The organism is Azospirillum sp. TSH58 (genome assembly GCF_003119115.1).
In the GTDB taxonomy this organism is placed as follows: Bacteria; Pseudomonadota; Alphaproteobacteria; order Azospirillales; family Azospirillaceae; genus Azospirillum.
Map to the genome: position 1 here is coordinate 2,489,341 of NZ_CP022364.1, position 16,538 is coordinate 2,505,878.

Here is a 16,538-nt window from a genome sequence, read left to right on the forward strand (position 1 = left end):
CCTTCCGGCGGGAACTGCCCTTAACCGACAACGCGGCGCTGCCAGCGGGAGACGGTCATGAACGAGTTGATGAACATTTTCGGCCAGGTCCAGGGTCCCCAGAGCTTCGATCAGATCCGCATTCAGATCGCGAGCCCCGAGCGGATCCGGTCCTGGTCGTTCGGCGAGATCAAGAAGCCGGAAACCATCAACTATCGCACTTTCAAGCCTGAGCGCGACGGCCTGTTCTGCGCCCGCATCTTCGGCCCGATCAAGGACTACGAGTGCTTGTGCGGCAAGTACAAGCGCATGAAGTACCGCGGCATCATCTGCGAGAAGTGCGGCGTCGAGGTGACGCTGTCGAAGGTCCGGCGCGAGCGCATGGGCCACATCGAGCTGGCTTCGCCGGTCGCTCACATCTGGTTCCTGAAGTCCCTGCCGAGCCGCATCGGTCTGCTGCTCGACATGACGCTGAAGGATTTGGAGCGCATCCTCTATTTCGAAAACTACGTCGTCATCGAGCCGGGCCTGACCCCGCTGAAGCTGCACCAGCTTCTCAGCGAGGAAGAGTTCGTCTCCGCCCAGGACGAGTATGGCGAGGACGCCTTCACCGCCTCCATCGGTGCCGAAGCGCTGCGCATCATGCTGTCGGCGCTCGACATGGAGGAGGAGAAGAAGACCTGCCGCGAGGAGCTGCGGGACACCTCGTCCGAGGCCAAGCGCAAGAAGCTCGTGAAGCGCCTGAAGCTGATCGACGCCTTCCTGTCGTCGCAGTCGCGTCCGGAATGGATGATCCTGGAAGTGATTCCGGTGATCCCGCCGGAGCTGCGCCCGCTCGTCCCGCTGGACGGCGGCCGCTTCGCCACGTCCGACCTGAACGACCTGTACCGCCGCGTCATCAACCGCAACAACCGTCTGAAGCGGCTGATCGAGCTGAAGGCGCCGGACATCATCGTCCGCAACGAGAAGCGCATGCTGCAGGAGGCCGTCGACGCGCTGTTCGACAACGGCCGCCGCGGCCGCGTCATCACCGGCGCCAACAAGCGTCCGCTGAAGTCGCTGTCCGACATGCTGAAGGGCAAGCAGGGCCGCTTCCGCCAGAACCTCCTCGGCAAGCGCGTCGACTACTCGGGCCGTTCGGTCATCGTGGTCGGTCCGGAGCTGAAGCTGCACCAGTGCGGCCTGCCGAAGAAGATGGCGCTGGAGCTGTTCAAGCCCTTCATCTACGCGAAGCTGGAGCTGTACGGCCTCGCCTCCACCATCAAGGCCGCCAAGCGGATGGTCGAGAAGGAGCGTCCCGAGGTGTGGGACATCCTTGAGGAGGTCATCCGCGAGCATCCGGTGATGCTGAACCGCGCGCCGACGCTGCACCGCCTGGGCATCCAGGCCTTCGAGCCGACGCTGATCGAAGGCAAGGCGATCCAGCTCCACCCGCTGGTCTGCACCGCCTTCAACGCGGACTTCGACGGCGACCAGATGGCCGTGCACGTCCCGCTGAGCCTCGAGGCCCAGCTGGAAGCGCGCGTCCTGATGATGTCGACCAACAACATCCTGTCGCCCGCCAACGGCAAGCCGATCATCGTGCCGTCGCAGGACATCGTGCTGGGTCTCTACTACATCACGATGGACCGGCCGGGCGAGGTGGGCGAGGGCATGACCTTCGCCAACGTCGGCGAGATCGAGCAGGCGCTGGACGCCAAGGTCGTGACGCTGCACGCCAAGGTGAAGGCCCGCTACAAGGGTGTGGACGAGAACGGCGACGAGAAGATCTCCATCGTGGAGACGACTCCGGGCCGCATGCTGCTGTCCGAGATCCTGCCGCGCAACCCGGCGGTGCCCTTCTCGCTGATCAACCGCCTGCTGACCAAGAAGGACGTCGGCAACGTCATCGACGCCGTCTACCGCCATTGCGGTCAGAAGGAGACGGTGATCTTCGCCGACCGCCTGATGAAGCTCGGCTTCGGCCACGCCTGCCGCGCCGGCATCTCCTTCGGCAAGGATGACATGGTCATCCCCGAGGCGAAGAAGAAGCTGGTCAACGACAGCAAGGAGAGGGTGAAGGAGTTCGAGCAGCAGTATCTCGACGGTCTGATCACCCAGGGCGAGAAGTACAACAAGGTCGTCGACGTCTGGTCGGAATGCACCGAGAAGGTGGCGACGGAGATGATGAAGGTCATCTCCGACACCGCCCCCGGCAAGCCGGTCAACTCGGTCTACATGATGGCCCATTCCGGCGCCCGCGGTTCGGCCGCCCAGATCCGCCAGCTGGCGGGCATGCGCGGCCTGATGGCCAAGCCGTCGGGCGAGATCATCGAGACGCCGATCATCTCGAACTTCAAGGAAGGCCTGACCGTGCTGGAGTACTTCAACTCCACCCACGGCGCCCGCAAGGGTCTGGCCGACACCGCCTTGAAGACGGCGAACTCCGGTTACCTGACCCGTCGTCTCGTCGACGTGGCCCAGGACGCCATCATCGTCGAGACCGATTGCGGCACTCTCAAGGGCATCACCGTCAAGGCGGTGATCGACGGCGGCGAGGTCATCTCCCCGCTGGGCGACCGCATCCTCGGCCGCACCGTCGTCGGCGACCTGATCGACCCGCTGAACGGCGAGCTGATCGTGCCGAACGCCGGCCTGATCGACGAGGCCACGGTTGACCGGATCGAGCGCTCGGGCATCGACAGCGTCATGATCCGCTCGGTCCTGACCTGCGAGACCAAGGATGGCGTCTGCGCCAAGTGCTACGGCCGCGATCTGGCCCGCGGCACGCTGGTCAACGTCGGCGAGGCGGTCGGCGTCATCGCCGCCCAGTCGATCGGCGAACCGGGCACGCAGCTCACCATGCGCACGTTCCACATCGGTGGTGCTGCGCAGCGCGGTGCGGAGCAGAGCCAGGTGGAGGCGGCGTTCGATGCCACGGTGCGGATCAACAACCGCAACGTTGTCATCAACTCCTCCAACATCCCGGTGGTCATGGGCCGCAGCACCGAGGTGATCCTGCTCGACGACCAGGGCCGCGAGCGGGCGCGTCACCGCGTTCCGTACGGCGCGAAGCTGCTGGCCGACGAGGGCGTGAAGGTCGAGCGCGGCCAGAAGCTGGCCGAGTGGGACCCCTACACCCTGCCGATCATCACCGAGCGCGAGGGTACCGCCCACTACGTCGACCTCGTGGAAGGCATCTCCATGCGCGAGGTGATGGACGAGGCGACCGGCATCTCGTCCAAGGTCGTGGTGGACTGGCGCCAGCAGCCGCGCGGTGCGGATCTGAAGCCGCGCATCACGCTGCGTGACGAGCGGGGCGAGATCATCACGCTCGCCAACGGTCTGGAGGCCCGCTACTTCATGTCGGTGGACGCCATCCTCTCGGTCGAGAACGGCGCCCATGTCCGGGCCGGCGACGTGCTGGCGCGTATCCCGCGCGAGTCGTCCAAGACCCGCGACATCACGGGCGGTCTGCCGCGCGTGGCCGAGCTGTTCGAGGCGCGCCGTCCGAAGGACTTCGCGATCATCTCGGACCTCGACGGCCGCGTGGAGTTCGGCAAGGACTACAAGACCAAGCGCCGCATCGTCGTCCGCAACGACGAGACGGGGGACGAGCGCGAGTATCTGATCCCGAAGGGCAAGCACATCTCCGTGCAGGAGGGTGACTATGTCGAGCGCGGCGACCTGCTGATGGACGGCAACCCGGTGCCGCACGACATCCTGTCGGTGATGGGTGTGGAGGCTCTGGCCAACTACCTGATCAACGAGATCCAGGACGTCTATCGACTGCAGGGCGTGAAGATCAACGACAAGCACATCGAGGTGATCGTCCGCCAGATGCTGCAGAAGGTCGAGATCACCGACGCCGGCGAGACCACATTCCTGGTGGGCGAGCAGGTCGACCGTCAGGAGTTCGACGAGGAGAACGAGAAGACCGTCGCCGAGGGGCTGAAGCCGGCCGCCGGCCACCCGGTCCTGCAGGGCATCACCAAGGCGTCGCTGCAGACCCGGTCCTTCATCTCCGCCGCGTCGTTCCAGGAAACCACCCGCGTCCTCACCGAGGCGGCGGTGTCGGGCAAGACCGACAACCTGGAAGGCCTGAAGGAGAACGTCATCGTCGGCCGCCTGATCCCGGCGGGCACGGGCTCCGTCGTCAACCGCCTGAAGCAGATCGCCGCCGAGCGGGATCGCGCTCTGGCGGAGGGCGAGGGCGTGGAAGGCGAGGCTCCGGCCCTGCCGCATCCGGGCGAAAGCACCGCGGCCTGAGGCTTCGGCGCATAGGGTAGGGAAGGGGGCGCGTTCCGCAGGGGACGCGCCCCTTTCTCATTCCGCCCGATGCGGTTAGGATCGTTCACTCCACGCATCGGAGCGTCCGAGATGACCGAGAAAGCGCTCAGCTTCGGCCTGCTGCTGTTCCCCAACGTCACCCAGCTCGATCTGACCGGCCCCTACGAGGTGCTGGCCCGGGTGCCCGGCGCCCGGGTCCATCTGCTGTGGAAGACGCTCGATCCGGTGCGCTCCGACACCGGCCTGACCATCCTTCCCACCGTCACCCTGGCAGAGGCGCCGCCGCTCGACCTGATCCTGGTGCCGGGCGGTGGCGGTATCAACGCGCTGCTGACCGACGAGGAGGTCCTGGACTTCCTGGAGGAGCGGGCGTCCAGCACCCGCTACCTCGCCGGGATCTGCACCGGATCGCTGGTTCTGGGAGCCGCCGGCTTGCTGGACGGGAAGCGGGCGGGCACGCATTGGGCCTCCCGCGACTTTCTTTCGGCCTTCGGTGCGACTCCGGTGGCCGAGCGCGTGGTGGTGGACGGAACCCTGTTCACCGGCGGCGGCGTGACCGCGGGAATCGACGTGGCGTTGCGGATCGTCGGCGAGCTGATCGACGAGACGGCCGCGAAGCTCGTCCAGCTGTCCATCGAGTACGACCCGCAGCCGCCCTTCGATGCGGGATCTCCGGAGCGGGCGGGCGAGCGGGAGACGGCCGATCTCCTCGCCCGGATGCGTCCGATGCTGGAGGCGCGGGCGGCCGCGGTGGCGGCGGGTGCGAACGCTTTGCAACGCCGTCGGTCCGGCCGGGCCGGCTGACGCGAAAACCTCGTCGAAGCGCGTGACGAACGGTCATCTGCGCGCTTGACGGGTCCATGGCGGACCCATATAGTCCGCGAACTTCAAAAGGAGCCTCGGGAAGGTCTTTCGTCCATCCCGCCCGGCATCCGGCTGAACCCAAGCGACATAGCCGAACGACAGGGTCCTTGCGGACCGTTCCGACGGCGTTCGACCATTGGGCCCGCTCGAAGCCCTTCAGGCTTCGCAGGCGGGCTTTTGCATCGTCCGGTTAACGCCGGGCGACTTTCCAATCGGTCCGGCTCCGCCGGCCGAGTGACCTGAAGGGATGAAGGGCAGATATGCCGACGATCAACCAGTTGATCCGTAAGCCGCGCGAGCCCTTGGCCGCGCGCAATAAGGTTCCCGCGATGGAGGCGTGCCCGCAGAAGCGTGGCGTCTGCACCCGCGTCTACACGACCACGCCGAAGAAGCCGAACTCGGCTCTGCGTAAGGTCGCCCGCGTTCGCCTGACGAACGGCTTCGAAGTGACCTCCTACATCCCCGGTGAAGGCCATAACCTCCAGGAACACTCGGTGGTTATGATCCGCGGCGGCCGTGTGAAGGATCTTCCCGGCGTTCGCTACCACATCATCCGCGGCACGCTCGATACCCAGGGCGTGAAGGACCGTAAGCAGCGTCGTTCGAAGTACGGCGCGAAGCGTCCGAAGTAAGGAGTATTCACGATGTCCCGTCGTCGTCGCGCCGAGAAGCGTGAGGTCCTGCCGGACGCCAAGTATGGCGACCGCGTCCTGACCAAGTTCATGAACTGCCTGATGCTGGACGGCAAGAAGTCCGCCGCCGAGCGCATCGTCTACGGCGCCCTCAGCCGCATCGAGGCCAAGACCAAGAACGAGCCGGTTCAGGTCTTCCACGACGCCCTGCTGAACGTGAAGCCGCACCTCGAAGTGCGCTCGCGTCGCGTCGGTGGCGCCACCTATCAGGTTCCGGTCGAGGTCCGCACGGATCGCGCCCAGGCCCTGGCCATCCGTTGGCTCATCGGCGCCGCCCGCGCCCGCTCGGAAAACACCATGACCGAGCGTCTGTCGGGTGAGCTGCTGGATGCCGCCAACCAGCGTGGCACCGCCGTGAAGAAGCGCGAAGACACCCATCGTATGGCGGAAGCCAACAAGGCCTTCTCGCACTACCGCTGGTAAGGCACCCACCGGCCCAGGTGCTTGTCATGCCCCGTTCCCATCCCCTGAACCGTTACCGCAACATCGGCATCATGGCTCACATCGATGCCGGGAAGACCACGACCACCGAACGGATTTTGTACTACACTGGAAAGTCGTACAAAATCGGCGAGGTGCACGAGGGCACCGCGGTGATGGATTGGATGGAACAGGAACAGGAACGGGGCATCACCATCACCTCCGCGGCCACGACCTGCTTCTGGCGCGATCACCGCATCAACATCATCGACACGCCGGGCCACGTCGACTTCACGATCGAAGTCGAACGCAGCCTGCGCGTGCTCGACGGTGCGGTTGCGGTGTTCGATTCCGTCGCGGGTGTGGAGCCTCAGTCCGAAACCGTGTGGCGGCAGGCCGACAAGTACGGCGTGCCCCGCATGTGTTTCGTCAACAAGCTGGATCGCACCGGCGCGGACTTCTTCCGCTGCGTCGCCATGATGAAGGAACGGCTGGGAGCCTTCCCGCTCGTTCTCCAGCTTCCGATCGGGTCCGAGGCTGGCTTCGTCGGCGTCGTCGATCTGGTCGCCATGCGCGCCATCGTCTGGAAGGAAGAGACGCTGGGCGCTGAATTCTATCACACCGACATTCCCGACGCTCTGAAGGACGCCGCGGCGCATCATCGCCAGGCGCTGCTCGACGCCGTTCTGGAACTCGACGACGCGGCCATGGAGGCCTATCTCGAGTCCGGACAGGAACCGTCCGAGGAGACGCTCAAGGCCTGCATCCGCAAGGGCACCATCGGCCTGCGCTTCGTGCCGGTCCTCTGCGGTTCGGCCTTCAAGAACAAGGGCATCCAGCCGATGCTGGACGCCGTGGTGGACTATCTGCCGGCCCCCGTGGACGTCGGGGCGGTCAGGGGACACCGCATCGGCAGCCCCGAGACGGACGAGCGCGCACCGGACGACGCTGCTCCCTTCTCCGCGCTCGCCTTCAAGATCATGAACGACCCCTTCGTCGGGTCGCTGACCTTCGTGCGCGTCTATTCCGGCACCGTCGCCTCCGGCACCGCCGTGCTGAATCCCGGCAAGGACGAGAAGGAGCGCATCGGCCGCATGCTGCTGATGCACGCCAACAGCCGAGAGGAGATCGACGAGGCCTACGCCGGCGACATCGTCGCCTTCACCGCGCTGAAGAGCACGACCACCGGCGACACGCTGTGCGATCCCGCCAAGCCCATCGTCCTGGAACGGATGGAGTTTCCGGAACCGGTCATCGAGGTGGCCGTCGAGCCGAGATCCAAGGCCGACCAGGAAAAGATGAGCATGGCGCTGTCCCGCCTCGCCCAGGAGGACCCGTCCTTCCGCGTGGCCGTCGACCATGAAAGCGGTCAGACGATCATCAAGGGCATGGGCGAACTGCATCTGGAAATCATCGTCGACCGCATGAAGCGGGAGTTCAAGGTGGATGCGAACGTCGGCGCGCCGCAGGTGGCGTACCGCGAGACCATCACCAGGACCGCCGAGATCGACTACACCCACAAGAAGCAGACCGGGGGCACCGGCCAGTTCGCCCGGGTCAAGCTGGTCTTCGAGCCGCAGCCCGCCGGCAGCGGCTTCGTCTTCCAGAACAAGGTCGTCGGCGGGGCCGTGCCCAAGGAGTTCATTCCAGGGGTGCAGAAGGGGCTGGACGCCTCGCTGCACAGCGGCGTGGTCGCCGGCTTCCCGGTTATCGACCTCAAGGTGACGCTGGTCGACGGCGCCTTCCACGACGTCGATTCCTCGGTGCTCGCCTTCGAGATCGCGACCCGTGCGGCCTTCCGCGAGGGCATGCAGAAGGCCGGCCCGATGCTTCTGGAGCCGATCATGAGGGTTGAGGTGGTGACGCCCGAAGACTACATGGGCGACATCATCGGGGACCTGAACAGCCGCCGCGGCCAGATCACCGCCATGGACCAGAGGGGGAACGCCCGCTCGATCCTGGCGATGGTTCCGTTGGCGTCGATGTTCGGCTATGTGAACACCCTGCGCTCGATGAGCCAGGGGCGCGCGCAATACACGATGCAGTTCGACCACCACGAGCCGGTGCCGCAGACCATTGCGGAGACCATCCGCGCCAGGATGGCCTGAAACCGCTGGAACGACAAAGAGACGGAGAGCACACACCATGGCGAAGGCAAAGTTCGAGCGGAACAAGCCGCACTGCAACATCGGCACGATCGGCCACGTCGACCACGGCAAGACGTCGCTGACGGCGGCGATCACGAAGGTGCTGGCCGAGAGCGGCGGCGCGACCTTCACCGCCTACGACCAGATCGACAAGGCGCCGGAAGAGAAGGCCCGTGGCATCACGATCTCGACCGCCCACGTCGAGTACGAGACGACCAACCGCCACTACGCCCACGTCGATTGCCCGGGCCACGCCGACTACGTGAAGAACATGATCACGGGCGCCGCTCAGATGGACGGCGCGATCCTGGTCGTGTCGGCCGCCGACGGCCCGATGCCGCAGACCCGCGAGCACATCCTGCTGGCCCGCCAGGTCGGCGTGCCGGCGCTGGTGGTGTTCATGAACAAGGTCGACATGGTCGACGATCCGGAGCTGCTCGAGCTGGTCGAGATGGAGGTGCGCGAGCTGCTGTCCTCCTACCAGTTCCCGGGCGACGACATTCCGATCGTCAAGGGCTCGGCTCTGTGCGCGCTGGAGGACCGTTCGCCGGAGATCGGCCGTGACGCCATCCTCAAGCTGATGGCCGAGGTCGATCAGTACATCCCGCAGCCGGAGCGTCCGAAGGACCGTCCGTTCCTGATGCCGATCGAGGACGTGTTCTCGATCTCGGGCCGCGGCACCGTGGTGACCGGCCGCGTCGAGCGTGGCATCGTCAAGGTCGGCGAGGAAGTCGAGATCGTCGGTCTGAAGACCACCGTGAAGACCACGGTGACCGGCGTCGAGATGTTCCGCAAGCTGCTCGACTCGGGTGAGGCTGGCGACAACATCGGCGCGCTGCTGCGCGGCACGAAGCGTGAGGACGTCGAGCGCGGCCAGGTTCTGGCCAAGCCGGGCAGCATCACGCCGCACACCACCTTCAAGGCCGAGGCCTACATCCTGACGAAGGAAGAGGGTGGCCGTCACACGCCGTTCTTCACCAACTACCGTCCGCAGTTCTATTTCCGCACGACCGACGTGACGGGCATGGTGAAGCTGCCGGAAGGCACCGAGATGGTGATGCCGGGCGACAACATCTCCATGGAAGTCGAGCTGATCGCTCCGATCGCCATGGACGAGGGCCTGCGCTTCGCCATCCGCGAGGGTGGCCGGACCGTCGGCGCCGGCGTCGTCGCCTCGATCATCAAGTAAGATCGCGCTCCGCGGAAGGGGGTCGGCCTTCGGGCCGGCCCCCTTTTGCATAGCCGATCCGCGAAAATGCGGCGTGACGCGCCGAACCGGTGCAAACCCGTCACCCTCCTGTCACAGGGGGGAAAATGTGGGTTGACACCGGGGCGCCTAGGGCATACACGTTACTCCCTCTGGAATTTGGGTTGGTAGTAGGCACGTCCGGCCTAGACGCAGCCCGATCACGAACGGCACCGCAAGCTCCACTTGCACCGGTTGCTGCCAGGAACATCCATCCGCATTGCGATGCGGGGGATGTTCCTTTTCGTATCGGCCGTCAGATCGGACAGACGAACCGCCGCCCACCGCTTCGGTGAGCCGGCGCAGGTTCGCCTGCCGCCGCGGGTCCCCGGGGGACAGATTTTGGGGTGCCGGTGGCGCAGTCGCGTCACCGAAACGAGGTGCAAGGGACGTTTGGACATGGACAGCCAGAACATCCGCATCCGCTTGAAGGCGTTCGATCATCGCGTGCTCGACCAGTCGACCAGCGAGATCGTCAACACCGCCAAGCGGACCGGTGCTCGGGTGCGGGGCCCGATCCCGCTGCCGACGCAGATCGAGAAGTTTACGGTGAACCGCTCGCCGCACGTCGACAAGAAGTCGCGCGAGCAGTTCGAAATCCGCACCCACAAGCGTCTGCTCGACATCGTCGATCCGACGCCGCAGACGGTGGACGCGCTGATGAAGCTCGACCTCGCTGCCGGTGTGGACGTCGAGATCAAGCTCTAATTCGTTGCTGTTGAGGGACCTCTCCCTCTGAGGATGTCCCTGGTTAGGAGATAAAGAACAATGCGATCCGGTTTGATCGCGCAGAAAGTCGGCATGACCCGCGTCTTCACGGACGATGGGCAGCACGTGCCGGTGACTGTGCTGAAAGTCGACAGCTGCCAGGTCGTCGCCGTTCGCACCGAGGACAAGGATGGCTACACCGCCGTCCAGCTCGGCGCAGGCGCCATCAAGGTGAAGAACGTCACGAAGCCGCAGCGCGGGCATTTCGCCAAGGCGCGCGTCGAGCCCAAGCGCAAGCTGGTCGAGTTCCGCGTCGACGCCGACGCGCTGATCGAGGTCGGCGCCGAGCTCTCGGCTGCGCATTTCGTCCCGGGCCAGTTCGTCGACGTCACCGGCACTTCCATCGGTAAGGGCTTCGCCGGTCCGATGAAGCGCTGGAACTTCGGTGGTCTGCGCGCGACGCACGGCGTGTCGGTGTCGCACCGCTCGCACGGTTCGACGGGTAACCGCCAGGACCCCGGCAAGGTCTTCAAGAACAAGAAGATGGCCGGTCATCTCGGCGACGAGAAGGTCACGGTTCTGAACCTGAAGGTCGTGTCGGTCGATGAGGACCGCGGTCTGATCTTCCTCAAGGGTGCCGTTCCGGGCGCCGAGGGAGCTTGGCTCCGCATCCGCGACGCGGTGAAGAAGAAGGCTCCGGAAGGTCTGCCGTTCCCCGCCGGGATCAAGGCTGCGCCGGCCGCTGAAGCCGCCGCCGAGCCGCAGGAGTGATGGCCATGAAGGCGACCATTAAGAACCTGAACAACGAGACCGTCGGCGAGATCGAGCTGGCCGACGAGGTCTTCGGCCTTCCGTCCCGCACGGACATCCTGGCCCGCATGGTCAACTGGCAGCTGGCCAAGCGCCGCGCCGGTACGCACAAGACCAAGACGGTCAGCGAGATCTCCGGCACCGGCAAGAAGCCGTACCGCCAGAAGGGCACCGGCCGCGCCCGTCAGGGCTCCATGCGCTCCGCCCAGTTCCGTGGCGGCGCGACCATCTTCGGCCCGGTCGTCCGCTCGCACGAGCACGATCTGACCAAGAAGGTCCGCAAGCTGGCCCTGAAGACCGCGCTGTCCACCAAGGCCGCGGAAGGCAAGCTCCTGGTGCTCGACGCCGCTTCGGCCGAGACGCACAAGACCAAGGAACTGGCTGTCCGTCTCGCTTCGCTCGGCCTGACCTCGGCTCTGATCATCGATGGCGCTAACCTGAACGAGAACTTCGCTCGGGCGTCGCGCAACATCCCGCTGATCGACGTGCTGCCGGAGCAGGGCGCCAACGTCTACGACATTCTTCGCCGCGATACGCTGGTCCTGACCCGCAACGCGGTCGAGCAGCTGGAGGCTCGCCTGAAATGAGCAAGCAGTCGAAACCTGCGGTGAGCCAGGAGCGGATGTACGACCTCATCCTGGCTCCGGTGATCACCGAGAAGTCGACGATGGCGTCGGAGCACAATCAGGTGACGTTCCGCGTGCCGCTGTCGGCGACCAAGCCGGAGATCAAGTCGGCTGTCGAGGGGCTGTTCAACGTGAAGGTGACGGCGGTCAACACCCTGGTTACCAAGGGCAAGACCAAGCGCTTCCGCGGGACCATCGGCCGTCGCTCGGACTTCAAGAAGGCCGTCGTGACCCTCGCCGAGGGGAACAAGATCGACGTGACCACGGGCATCTGAGCGGGAGTGTGATCCGATGGCTCTGAAGCAATATCGCCCAATTACGCCGTCGCTCCGCCAGCTGGTCATCGTCGACCGCTCGGAGCTGTGGAAGGGCAAGCCGGTCAAGACCCTCACCGAGGGCCTGACCAAGTCCGGCGGCCGCAACAACACCGGCCGCATCACCGCGCGCCGGATGGGTGGCGGTCACAAGCGCGTCTACCGTTTGGTGGACTTCAAGCGTCGCAAGTTCGACGTCCCGGCGACGGTTGAGCGCCTGGAGTACGATCCGAACCGTACGGCCTTCATCGCCCTCATCAAGTATGAGGACGGCACCCTGTCCTACATCCTGGCGCCGCAGCGCCTGAAGGTGGGCGACACGGTGATCGCCGGCGAGAAGGTGGATGTGAAGCCCGGCAACGCCATGCCGCTGAAGAACATCCCGGTCGGTTCGGTGCTGCACAACGTCGAGCTGAAGCCCGGCAAGGGTGGTCAGCTGGCCCGTTCGGCCGGCACCTACCTGCAGCTGGTCGGCCGCGACGGCGGGTACGCCCAGCTGAAGCTGCCCTCGGGCGAGCTTCGCGTGGTCCGCGGCGACTGCATGGCCACCCTGGGTGCCGTGTCGAACCCGGACAACATGAACACCAACAAGGGCAAGGCCGGTCGCAGCCGTTGGCTGGGCATCCGTCCGTCCGTCCGTGGTGTCGCCATGAACCCGATCGACCACCCGCACGGTGGTGGTGAAGGCCGCACCTCGGGTGGCCGTCATCCGGTCACGCCGTGGGGCAAGCCGACCAAGGGCAAGAAGACTCGTCACAACAAGAAGACGGATGGCCTGATCCTGCGCCGCCGTCATTCGAAGTAAGGAGGGCGGACGATGGCACGCTCCGTTTGGAAGGGCCCGTTCGTCGACGGCTACCTGCTCAAGAAGGCGGACAAGTCGCGGGCCTCGGGCCGCAACGAGATCATCAAGATCTGGTCGCGTCGCTCGACGATCCTGCCGCAGTTCGTGGGTCTCACGTTCGGCGTGTACAATGGCCACAAGTTCCTGCCGGTTCTGGTGACCGAGAACATGATCGGCCACAAGTTCGGTGAGTTCGCTCCGACGCGCACCTTCTACGGGCACGCGGCGGACAAGAAGGCGAAGAGGAAGTAAGCCATGGGCAAGCCCTCCAACCCCAGCCGTATCGCGGAGAACGAGGCGATCGCCTCCAATCCGATGATCCGCACCAGCCCGCGCAAGCTGAACCTCGTCGCCCAGCTCATCCGGAACAAGGATGCCAGCAGCGCCGTGGCCGAGCTGACCTTCTCCAAGCGCCGCATCGCCGGCGAGGTGAAGAAGGTCCTCCAGGCCGCGATCGCCAACGCCGAGAACAACCATCAGCTCGATGTGGACCGCCTGTACGTCTCCTCGGCGACGGTCGGCCGCGCCCTGGTGATGAAGCGCTTCCACGCCCGTGCCCGTGGCCGCGGCGCGCGGGTCGAGAAGCTGTTCTCCAACCTGACGATCATCGTGCGTGAGCGCGAAGCCGCCGCTGCCGAAGGGGCCGAGTAAGATGGGTCAGAAAGTCAATCCGATCGGGCTGCGCCTCGGCATCAACCGGACCTGGGACAGCCGTTGGTTCGCCAAGCGCGACTACGCCAACCTGCTGCACCAGGACCTGAAGCTGCGCGGCTATCTGCAGGGTCGCCTGCAGCAGGCCGGCTGCTCGCGCGTCATCATCGAGCGTCCGGCCAAGAAGGCCCGCGTCACCATCCACTCGGCCCGTCCGGGCGTGGTGATCGGCAAGAAGGGCGCGGACATCGAGAAGCTGCGCACCGAGCTGTCGAAGATGGCCGGCGGCGAGGTGAGCCTGAACATCATCGAGATCCGCAAGCCGGAGATCGATGCCAAGCTCATCGCCGAGAACATCTCCAACCAGCTCGAGCGCCGTGTCGCCTTCCGCCGCGCCATGAAGCGCGCGGTCCAGTCGGCCATGCGTCTGGGCGCCCAGGGCATCCGGATCAACTGCTCCGGTCGTCTCGGCGGCGCTGAGATCGCCCGTCTGGAGTGGTACCGCGAGGGCCGCGTTCCGCTGCACACCCTGCGTGCGGACATCGACTACGGCACCGCGACCGCGAAGACCACCTACGGCACCTGCGGTGTCAAGGTGTGGGTCTTCAAGGGCGAGATCATGGCGCACGACCCGATGGCCCAGGACAAGCGCATGGGCACCGAACCGGTGTCGACCGATGGCGAGCCGCGTCGCGAGCGTCGCGAGCGTGGTGACCGTGAGGAGCGTGGGGGCCGCGGTCGCGGCGACCGTGACCGCTCCGAGCGGGCTGACCGCTAGTAAGGGGCACGAGCGATGCTTTCTCCGAAGCGTACCAAGTACCGCAAGGCCCACAAGGGCCGCATCCACGGCAACGCGAAGGGCGGCACCCAGCTGAACTTCGGCTCCTTCGGCCTCAAGGCCCTGGAGCCGGAGCGCATCACGGCCCGTCAGATCGAGGCGGCCCGCCGCGCGATCACCCGCGCTATGAAGCGTCAGGGCCGCGTGTGGATCCGCGTGTTCCCCGACCTGCCGGTCTCCACCAAGCCCGCCGAAGTCCGCATGGGTTCCGGTAAGGGCACGCCCGAGTACTGGGCGGCCCGCGTTCATCCCGGCCGCATCCTGTTTGAGCTGGACGGCGTGCCCGCGGATGTGGCAAAGCAGGCGTTCGCCCTGGCGGCCGCCAAGCTGCCGATCAAGACCAAGCTGGTGACCCGCCTCGGCGGCGGTGAGGAGGTGGCGGCATGAAGCCCGTCGACGTTCGTGCGAAGAGCACCGAGGAGCTGAACGATCAGCTCCTCCAGCTCAAGAAGGAACAGTTCAACCTGCGTTTCCAGCGGGCCTCCGGCCAGCTGGAGAATACCGCGCGGGTGCAGGTGGTGCGTCGCGACATCGCGCGCATCAAGACGATCCTCGGCGAGCGTACGCGCTCGGCCGAAGCCGGCAAGTAAGGAGGGCTACCTATGCCTCGCCGCGTTCTGCAGGGCACGGTGGTCAGCGACAAGGGCGACAAGACGGTTATCGTCCTGGTCGAGCGCCGCGTCATGCACCCCGTGTACAAGAAGTTCATTCGTCAGTCGAAGAAGTACGCCGCCCACGATGAGGGCAACCAGTTCAAGGTCGGCGATACCGTTTCGATCATCGAATGCCGCCCGATCTCCAAGCGCAAGCGCTGGACGGTCGTGCTTGAGTCCGCCGCCGTTAGCGGCGCCGCGTAAACGGAAGGGTACAAACCATGATCCAGATGCAAACCAACCTGGAAGTCGCCGACAATAGCGGGGCGCGCCGGGTGCAGTGCATCAAGGTGCTTGGCGGGTCCAAGCGGAAGGTGGCCACCGTCGGCGACGTCATCGTCGTCTCGGTCAAGGAGGCCATTCCGAAGGGCCGCGTCAAGAAGGGCGACGTGCATCGCGCCGTCATCGTCCGCACCGCGAAGGAACTGCGCCGGGAGGACGGATCCGCGATCCGTTTCGACCGCAATGCCGCCGTGCTGATCAACAAGCAGGGCGAGCCGATCGGCACGCGTATCTTCGGGCCGGTCACTCGTGAGCTTCGCGGCAAGAAGTTCATGAAGATCATCTCGCTGGCGCCGGAGGTGCTGTGATGGCCGCGAAGATCAAGACCAAGGACAAGGTCGTCATCCTTGCCGGCAAGGACAAGGGCAAGACCGGTGAGGTCCTCAAGGTCATCCCGGCGGAAAACCGTGTCGTCGTGCAGGGCGTGAACGTGGTGAAGAAGCACCAGCGTCCGAGCGCCACCTCGCAGGGCGGCATCGTTGAGTTCGAGGCGCCGATCAACGTCTCGAATGTTGCTCATGTCGACCCCAAGGACGGCAAGCCGACTCGCGTCGGTTTCAAGATCCTTGAGGATGGCCGCAAGGTGCGTGTCGCCAAGCGGTCCGGCGAAGTCATCGACGTGTGAGGACCGGACCAATGGCTGCACGTTTGAAGGAAGTGTACGACTCCAAGATCCGCGCCGCGCTCAAGGCTGAGTTCGGCTACGCGAACGACATGGAAGTTCCGCGGATCGAGAAGATCGTCATCAACATGGGTGTCGGCGAGGCCGTCGGCGACTCCAAGAAGATCCAGAATGCGGTGAGCGAACTGACGGCGATCAGCGGCCAGAAGCCGATCGTCACGAAGTCCCGCAAGTCGATCGCGCAGTTCAAGCTGCGTGAGGGCATGGCGATCGGGTGCAAGGTCACGCTCCGTCGTGACCGCATGTACGAGTTCCTGGATCGCCTGGTCACGATCGCGTTGCCGCGTGTCCGCGACTTCCGCGGCATCCCCGGCAACAGCTTCGACGGCCGTGGCAACTATGCCATGGGCGTGAAGGAGCAGATCATTTTCCCGGAGATCGACTACGACAAGATCGATCAGATCCGCGGCATGGACATCATTTTCGTCACCTCGGCGAAGACCGACAAGGAGGCCAAGGCTCTCCTGAAGGCCTTCGACATGCCGTTTGTGGCCTGATTGGCTGGAGCACGAC

20 protein-coding genes are annotated in these 16,538 nt (G+C 65.3%); all 20 read left to right on the forward strand.

The window, feature by feature from the left end:
- Window positions 1-57: 57 nt before the first annotated feature.
- The 20 genes from rpoC to rplE all read left to right on the forward strand — a co-directional run bounded on the left by rpoC (window position 58) and on the right by rplE (window position 16,522).
- Entirely contained in the window at window positions 58-4,227 is a 4,170-nt protein-coding gene (gene rpoC, locus TSH58p_RS15255) for a DNA-directed RNA polymerase subunit beta' (RefSeq protein ID WP_109469263.1), read from the forward strand.
- A 111-nt stretch (window positions 4,228-4,338) separates the two neighbouring features.
- Entirely contained in the window at window positions 4,339-5,052 is a 714-nt protein-coding gene (locus TSH58p_RS15260) for a DJ-1/PfpI family protein (protein ID WP_109469264.1), read from the forward strand.
- A 320-nt stretch (window positions 5,053-5,372) separates the two neighbouring features.
- Window positions 5,373-5,744, forward strand: coding sequence for a 30S ribosomal protein S12 (rpsL, locus tag TSH58p_RS15265; RefSeq protein ID WP_012973201.1), 372 nt, complete (start codon window positions 5,373-5,375; stop codon window positions 5,742-5,744).
- A gap of 12 nt (window positions 5,745-5,756) precedes the next feature.
- The gene (gene rpsG, locus TSH58p_RS15270) at window positions 5,757-6,227 is read left to right on the forward strand and encodes a 30S ribosomal protein S7 (RefSeq protein WP_014241043.1); all 471 of its coding nucleotides are present in this window, start codon (window positions 5,757-5,759) and stop codon (window positions 6,225-6,227) included.
- A gap of 26 nt (window positions 6,228-6,253) precedes the next feature.
- Window positions 6,254-8,332 carry an elongation factor G gene (gene fusA, locus TSH58p_RS15275; RefSeq protein ID WP_109469265.1) on the forward strand — a complete coding sequence of 693 codons (2,079 nt, stop codon included), beginning with the start codon at window positions 6,254-6,256 and terminating at the stop codon, window positions 8,330-8,332.
- 37 nt (window positions 8,333-8,369) lie between these two features.
- The gene (gene tuf, locus TSH58p_RS15280; RefSeq protein WP_014241041.1) at window positions 8,370-9,560 is read left to right on the forward strand and encodes an elongation factor Tu; all 1,191 of its coding nucleotides are present in this window, start codon (window positions 8,370-8,372) and stop codon (window positions 9,558-9,560) included.
- Window positions 9,561-10,016: 456 nt separating this feature from the next.
- Entirely contained in the window at window positions 10,017-10,325 is a 309-nt protein-coding gene (rpsJ, locus tag TSH58p_RS15285) for a 30S ribosomal protein S10 (RefSeq protein ID WP_014241039.1), read from the forward strand.
- 60 nt (window positions 10,326-10,385) lie between these two features.
- The gene (gene rplC / locus TSH58p_RS15290; protein WP_109070630.1) at window positions 10,386-11,096 is read left to right on the forward strand and encodes a 50S ribosomal protein L3; all 711 of its coding nucleotides are present in this window, start codon (window positions 10,386-10,388) and stop codon (window positions 11,094-11,096) included.
- A 5-nt stretch (window positions 11,097-11,101) separates the two neighbouring features.
- Window positions 11,102-11,722 (forward strand): 50S ribosomal protein L4, encoded by a 621-nt coding sequence (rplD, locus tag TSH58p_RS15295; RefSeq protein ID WP_109070639.1) that lies wholly within the window; start codon window positions 11,102-11,104, stop codon window positions 11,720-11,722.
- Window positions 11,719-12,036, forward strand: coding sequence for a 50S ribosomal protein L23 (locus TSH58p_RS15300; RefSeq protein WP_035675048.1), 318 nt, complete (start codon window positions 11,719-11,721; stop codon window positions 12,034-12,036). The genes rplD and TSH58p_RS15300 overlap by 4 nt, the downstream gene beginning before the upstream one ends.
- 16 nt (window positions 12,037-12,052) lie before the next feature.
- Window positions 12,053-12,880 (forward strand): 50S ribosomal protein L2, encoded by an 828-nt coding sequence (gene rplB / locus TSH58p_RS15305; protein WP_094303028.1) that lies wholly within the window; start codon window positions 12,053-12,055, stop codon window positions 12,878-12,880.
- 12 nt (window positions 12,881-12,892) lie between these two features.
- The gene (rpsS, locus tag TSH58p_RS15310; RefSeq protein WP_014241034.1) at window positions 12,893-13,171 is read left to right on the forward strand and encodes a 30S ribosomal protein S19; all 279 of its coding nucleotides are present in this window, start codon (window positions 12,893-12,895) and stop codon (window positions 13,169-13,171) included.
- A 3-nt stretch (window positions 13,172-13,174) separates the two neighbouring features.
- Window positions 13,175-13,570 (forward strand): 50S ribosomal protein L22, encoded by a 396-nt coding sequence (gene rplV / locus TSH58p_RS15315; RefSeq protein ID WP_035675046.1) that lies wholly within the window; start codon window positions 13,175-13,177, stop codon window positions 13,568-13,570.
- Window position 13,571: 1 nt separating this feature from the next.
- Window positions 13,572-14,348 (forward strand): 30S ribosomal protein S3, encoded by a 777-nt coding sequence (rpsC, locus tag TSH58p_RS15320; RefSeq protein WP_014241032.1) that lies wholly within the window; start codon window positions 13,572-13,574, stop codon window positions 14,346-14,348.
- Between the two features lie 15 nt (window positions 14,349-14,363).
- Window positions 14,364-14,795, forward strand: coding sequence for a 50S ribosomal protein L16 (rplP, locus tag TSH58p_RS15325; protein WP_014241031.1), 432 nt, complete (start codon window positions 14,364-14,366; stop codon window positions 14,793-14,795).
- On the forward strand, window positions 14,792-14,998 hold the full coding sequence (rpmC, locus tag TSH58p_RS15330; protein ID WP_109070629.1) for a 50S ribosomal protein L29: 207 nt from the start codon (window positions 14,792-14,794) through the stop codon (window positions 14,996-14,998). The genes rplP and rpmC overlap by 4 nt, the downstream gene beginning before the upstream one ends.
- Window positions 14,999-15,010: 12 nt before the next feature.
- Window positions 15,011-15,265, forward strand: a complete 255-nt coding sequence (rpsQ, locus tag TSH58p_RS15335) for a 30S ribosomal protein S17 (RefSeq protein ID WP_014241029.1) — start codon at window positions 15,011-15,013, stop codon at window positions 15,263-15,265.
- A gap of 17 nt (window positions 15,266-15,282) precedes the next feature.
- Complete coding sequence (gene rplN / locus TSH58p_RS15340) at window positions 15,283-15,651, forward strand: 50S ribosomal protein L14 (RefSeq protein WP_012973215.1); 369 nt, start codon at window positions 15,283-15,285, stop codon at window positions 15,649-15,651.
- Complete coding sequence (gene rplX, locus TSH58p_RS15345; RefSeq protein WP_109070628.1) at window positions 15,648-15,968, forward strand: 50S ribosomal protein L24; 321 nt, start codon at window positions 15,648-15,650, stop codon at window positions 15,966-15,968. Before rplN ends, rplX begins: the two co-directional genes overlap by 4 nt.
- Before the next feature lie 11 nt (window positions 15,969-15,979).
- The gene (gene rplE / locus TSH58p_RS15350; protein ID WP_094303024.1) at window positions 15,980-16,522 is read left to right on the forward strand and encodes a 50S ribosomal protein L5; all 543 of its coding nucleotides are present in this window, start codon (window positions 15,980-15,982) and stop codon (window positions 16,520-16,522) included.
- Window positions 16,523-16,538: the final 16 nt, after the last annotated feature.

Excerpts from the sequence above, each read along its gene's own strand:
- rpoC (WP_109469263.1), top strand. The coding sequence starts at position 58 with ATGAACGAGTTGATGAACATTTTCGGCCAGGTCCAGGGTCCCCAGAGC.
- TSH58p_RS15260 (WP_109469264.1), top strand. The coding sequence starts at position 4,339 with ATGACCGAGAAAGCGCTCAGCTTCGGCCTGCTGCTGTTCCCCAACGTC.
- rpsL (WP_012973201.1), top strand. The coding sequence starts at position 5,373 with ATGCCGACGATCAACCAGTTGATCCGTAAGCCGCGCGAGCCCTTGGCC.
- rpsG (WP_014241043.1), top strand. The coding sequence starts at position 5,757 with ATGTCCCGTCGTCGTCGCGCCGAGAAGCGTGAGGTCCTGCCGGACGCC.
- fusA (WP_109469265.1), top strand. The coding sequence starts at position 6,254 with ATGCCCCGTTCCCATCCCCTGAACCGTTACCGCAACATCGGCATCATG.
- tuf (WP_014241041.1), top strand. The coding sequence starts at position 8,370 with ATGGCGAAGGCAAAGTTCGAGCGGAACAAGCCGCACTGCAACATCGGC.
- rpsJ (WP_014241039.1), top strand. The coding sequence starts at position 10,017 with ATGGACAGCCAGAACATCCGCATCCGCTTGAAGGCGTTCGATCATCGC.
- rplC (WP_109070630.1), top strand. The coding sequence starts at position 10,386 with ATGCGATCCGGTTTGATCGCGCAGAAAGTCGGCATGACCCGCGTCTTC.
- rplD (WP_109070639.1), top strand. The coding sequence starts at position 11,102 with ATGAAGGCGACCATTAAGAACCTGAACAACGAGACCGTCGGCGAGATC.
- TSH58p_RS15300 (WP_035675048.1), top strand. The coding sequence starts at position 11,719 with ATGAGCAAGCAGTCGAAACCTGCGGTGAGCCAGGAGCGGATGTACGAC.
- rplB (WP_094303028.1), top strand. The coding sequence starts at position 12,053 with ATGGCTCTGAAGCAATATCGCCCAATTACGCCGTCGCTCCGCCAGCTG.
- rpsS (WP_014241034.1), top strand. The coding sequence starts at position 12,893 with ATGGCACGCTCCGTTTGGAAGGGCCCGTTCGTCGACGGCTACCTGCTC.
- rplV (WP_035675046.1), top strand. The coding sequence starts at position 13,175 with ATGGGCAAGCCCTCCAACCCCAGCCGTATCGCGGAGAACGAGGCGATC.
- rpsC (WP_014241032.1), top strand. The coding sequence starts at position 13,572 with ATGGGTCAGAAAGTCAATCCGATCGGGCTGCGCCTCGGCATCAACCGG.
- rplP (WP_014241031.1), top strand. The coding sequence starts at position 14,364 with ATGCTTTCTCCGAAGCGTACCAAGTACCGCAAGGCCCACAAGGGCCGC.
- rpmC (WP_109070629.1), top strand. The coding sequence starts at position 14,792 with ATGAAGCCCGTCGACGTTCGTGCGAAGAGCACCGAGGAGCTGAACGAT.
- rpsQ (WP_014241029.1), top strand. The coding sequence starts at position 15,011 with ATGCCTCGCCGCGTTCTGCAGGGCACGGTGGTCAGCGACAAGGGCGAC.
- rplN (WP_012973215.1), top strand. The coding sequence starts at position 15,283 with ATGATCCAGATGCAAACCAACCTGGAAGTCGCCGACAATAGCGGGGCG.
- rplE (WP_094303024.1), top strand. The coding sequence starts at position 15,980 with ATGGCTGCACGTTTGAAGGAAGTGTACGACTCCAAGATCCGCGCCGCG.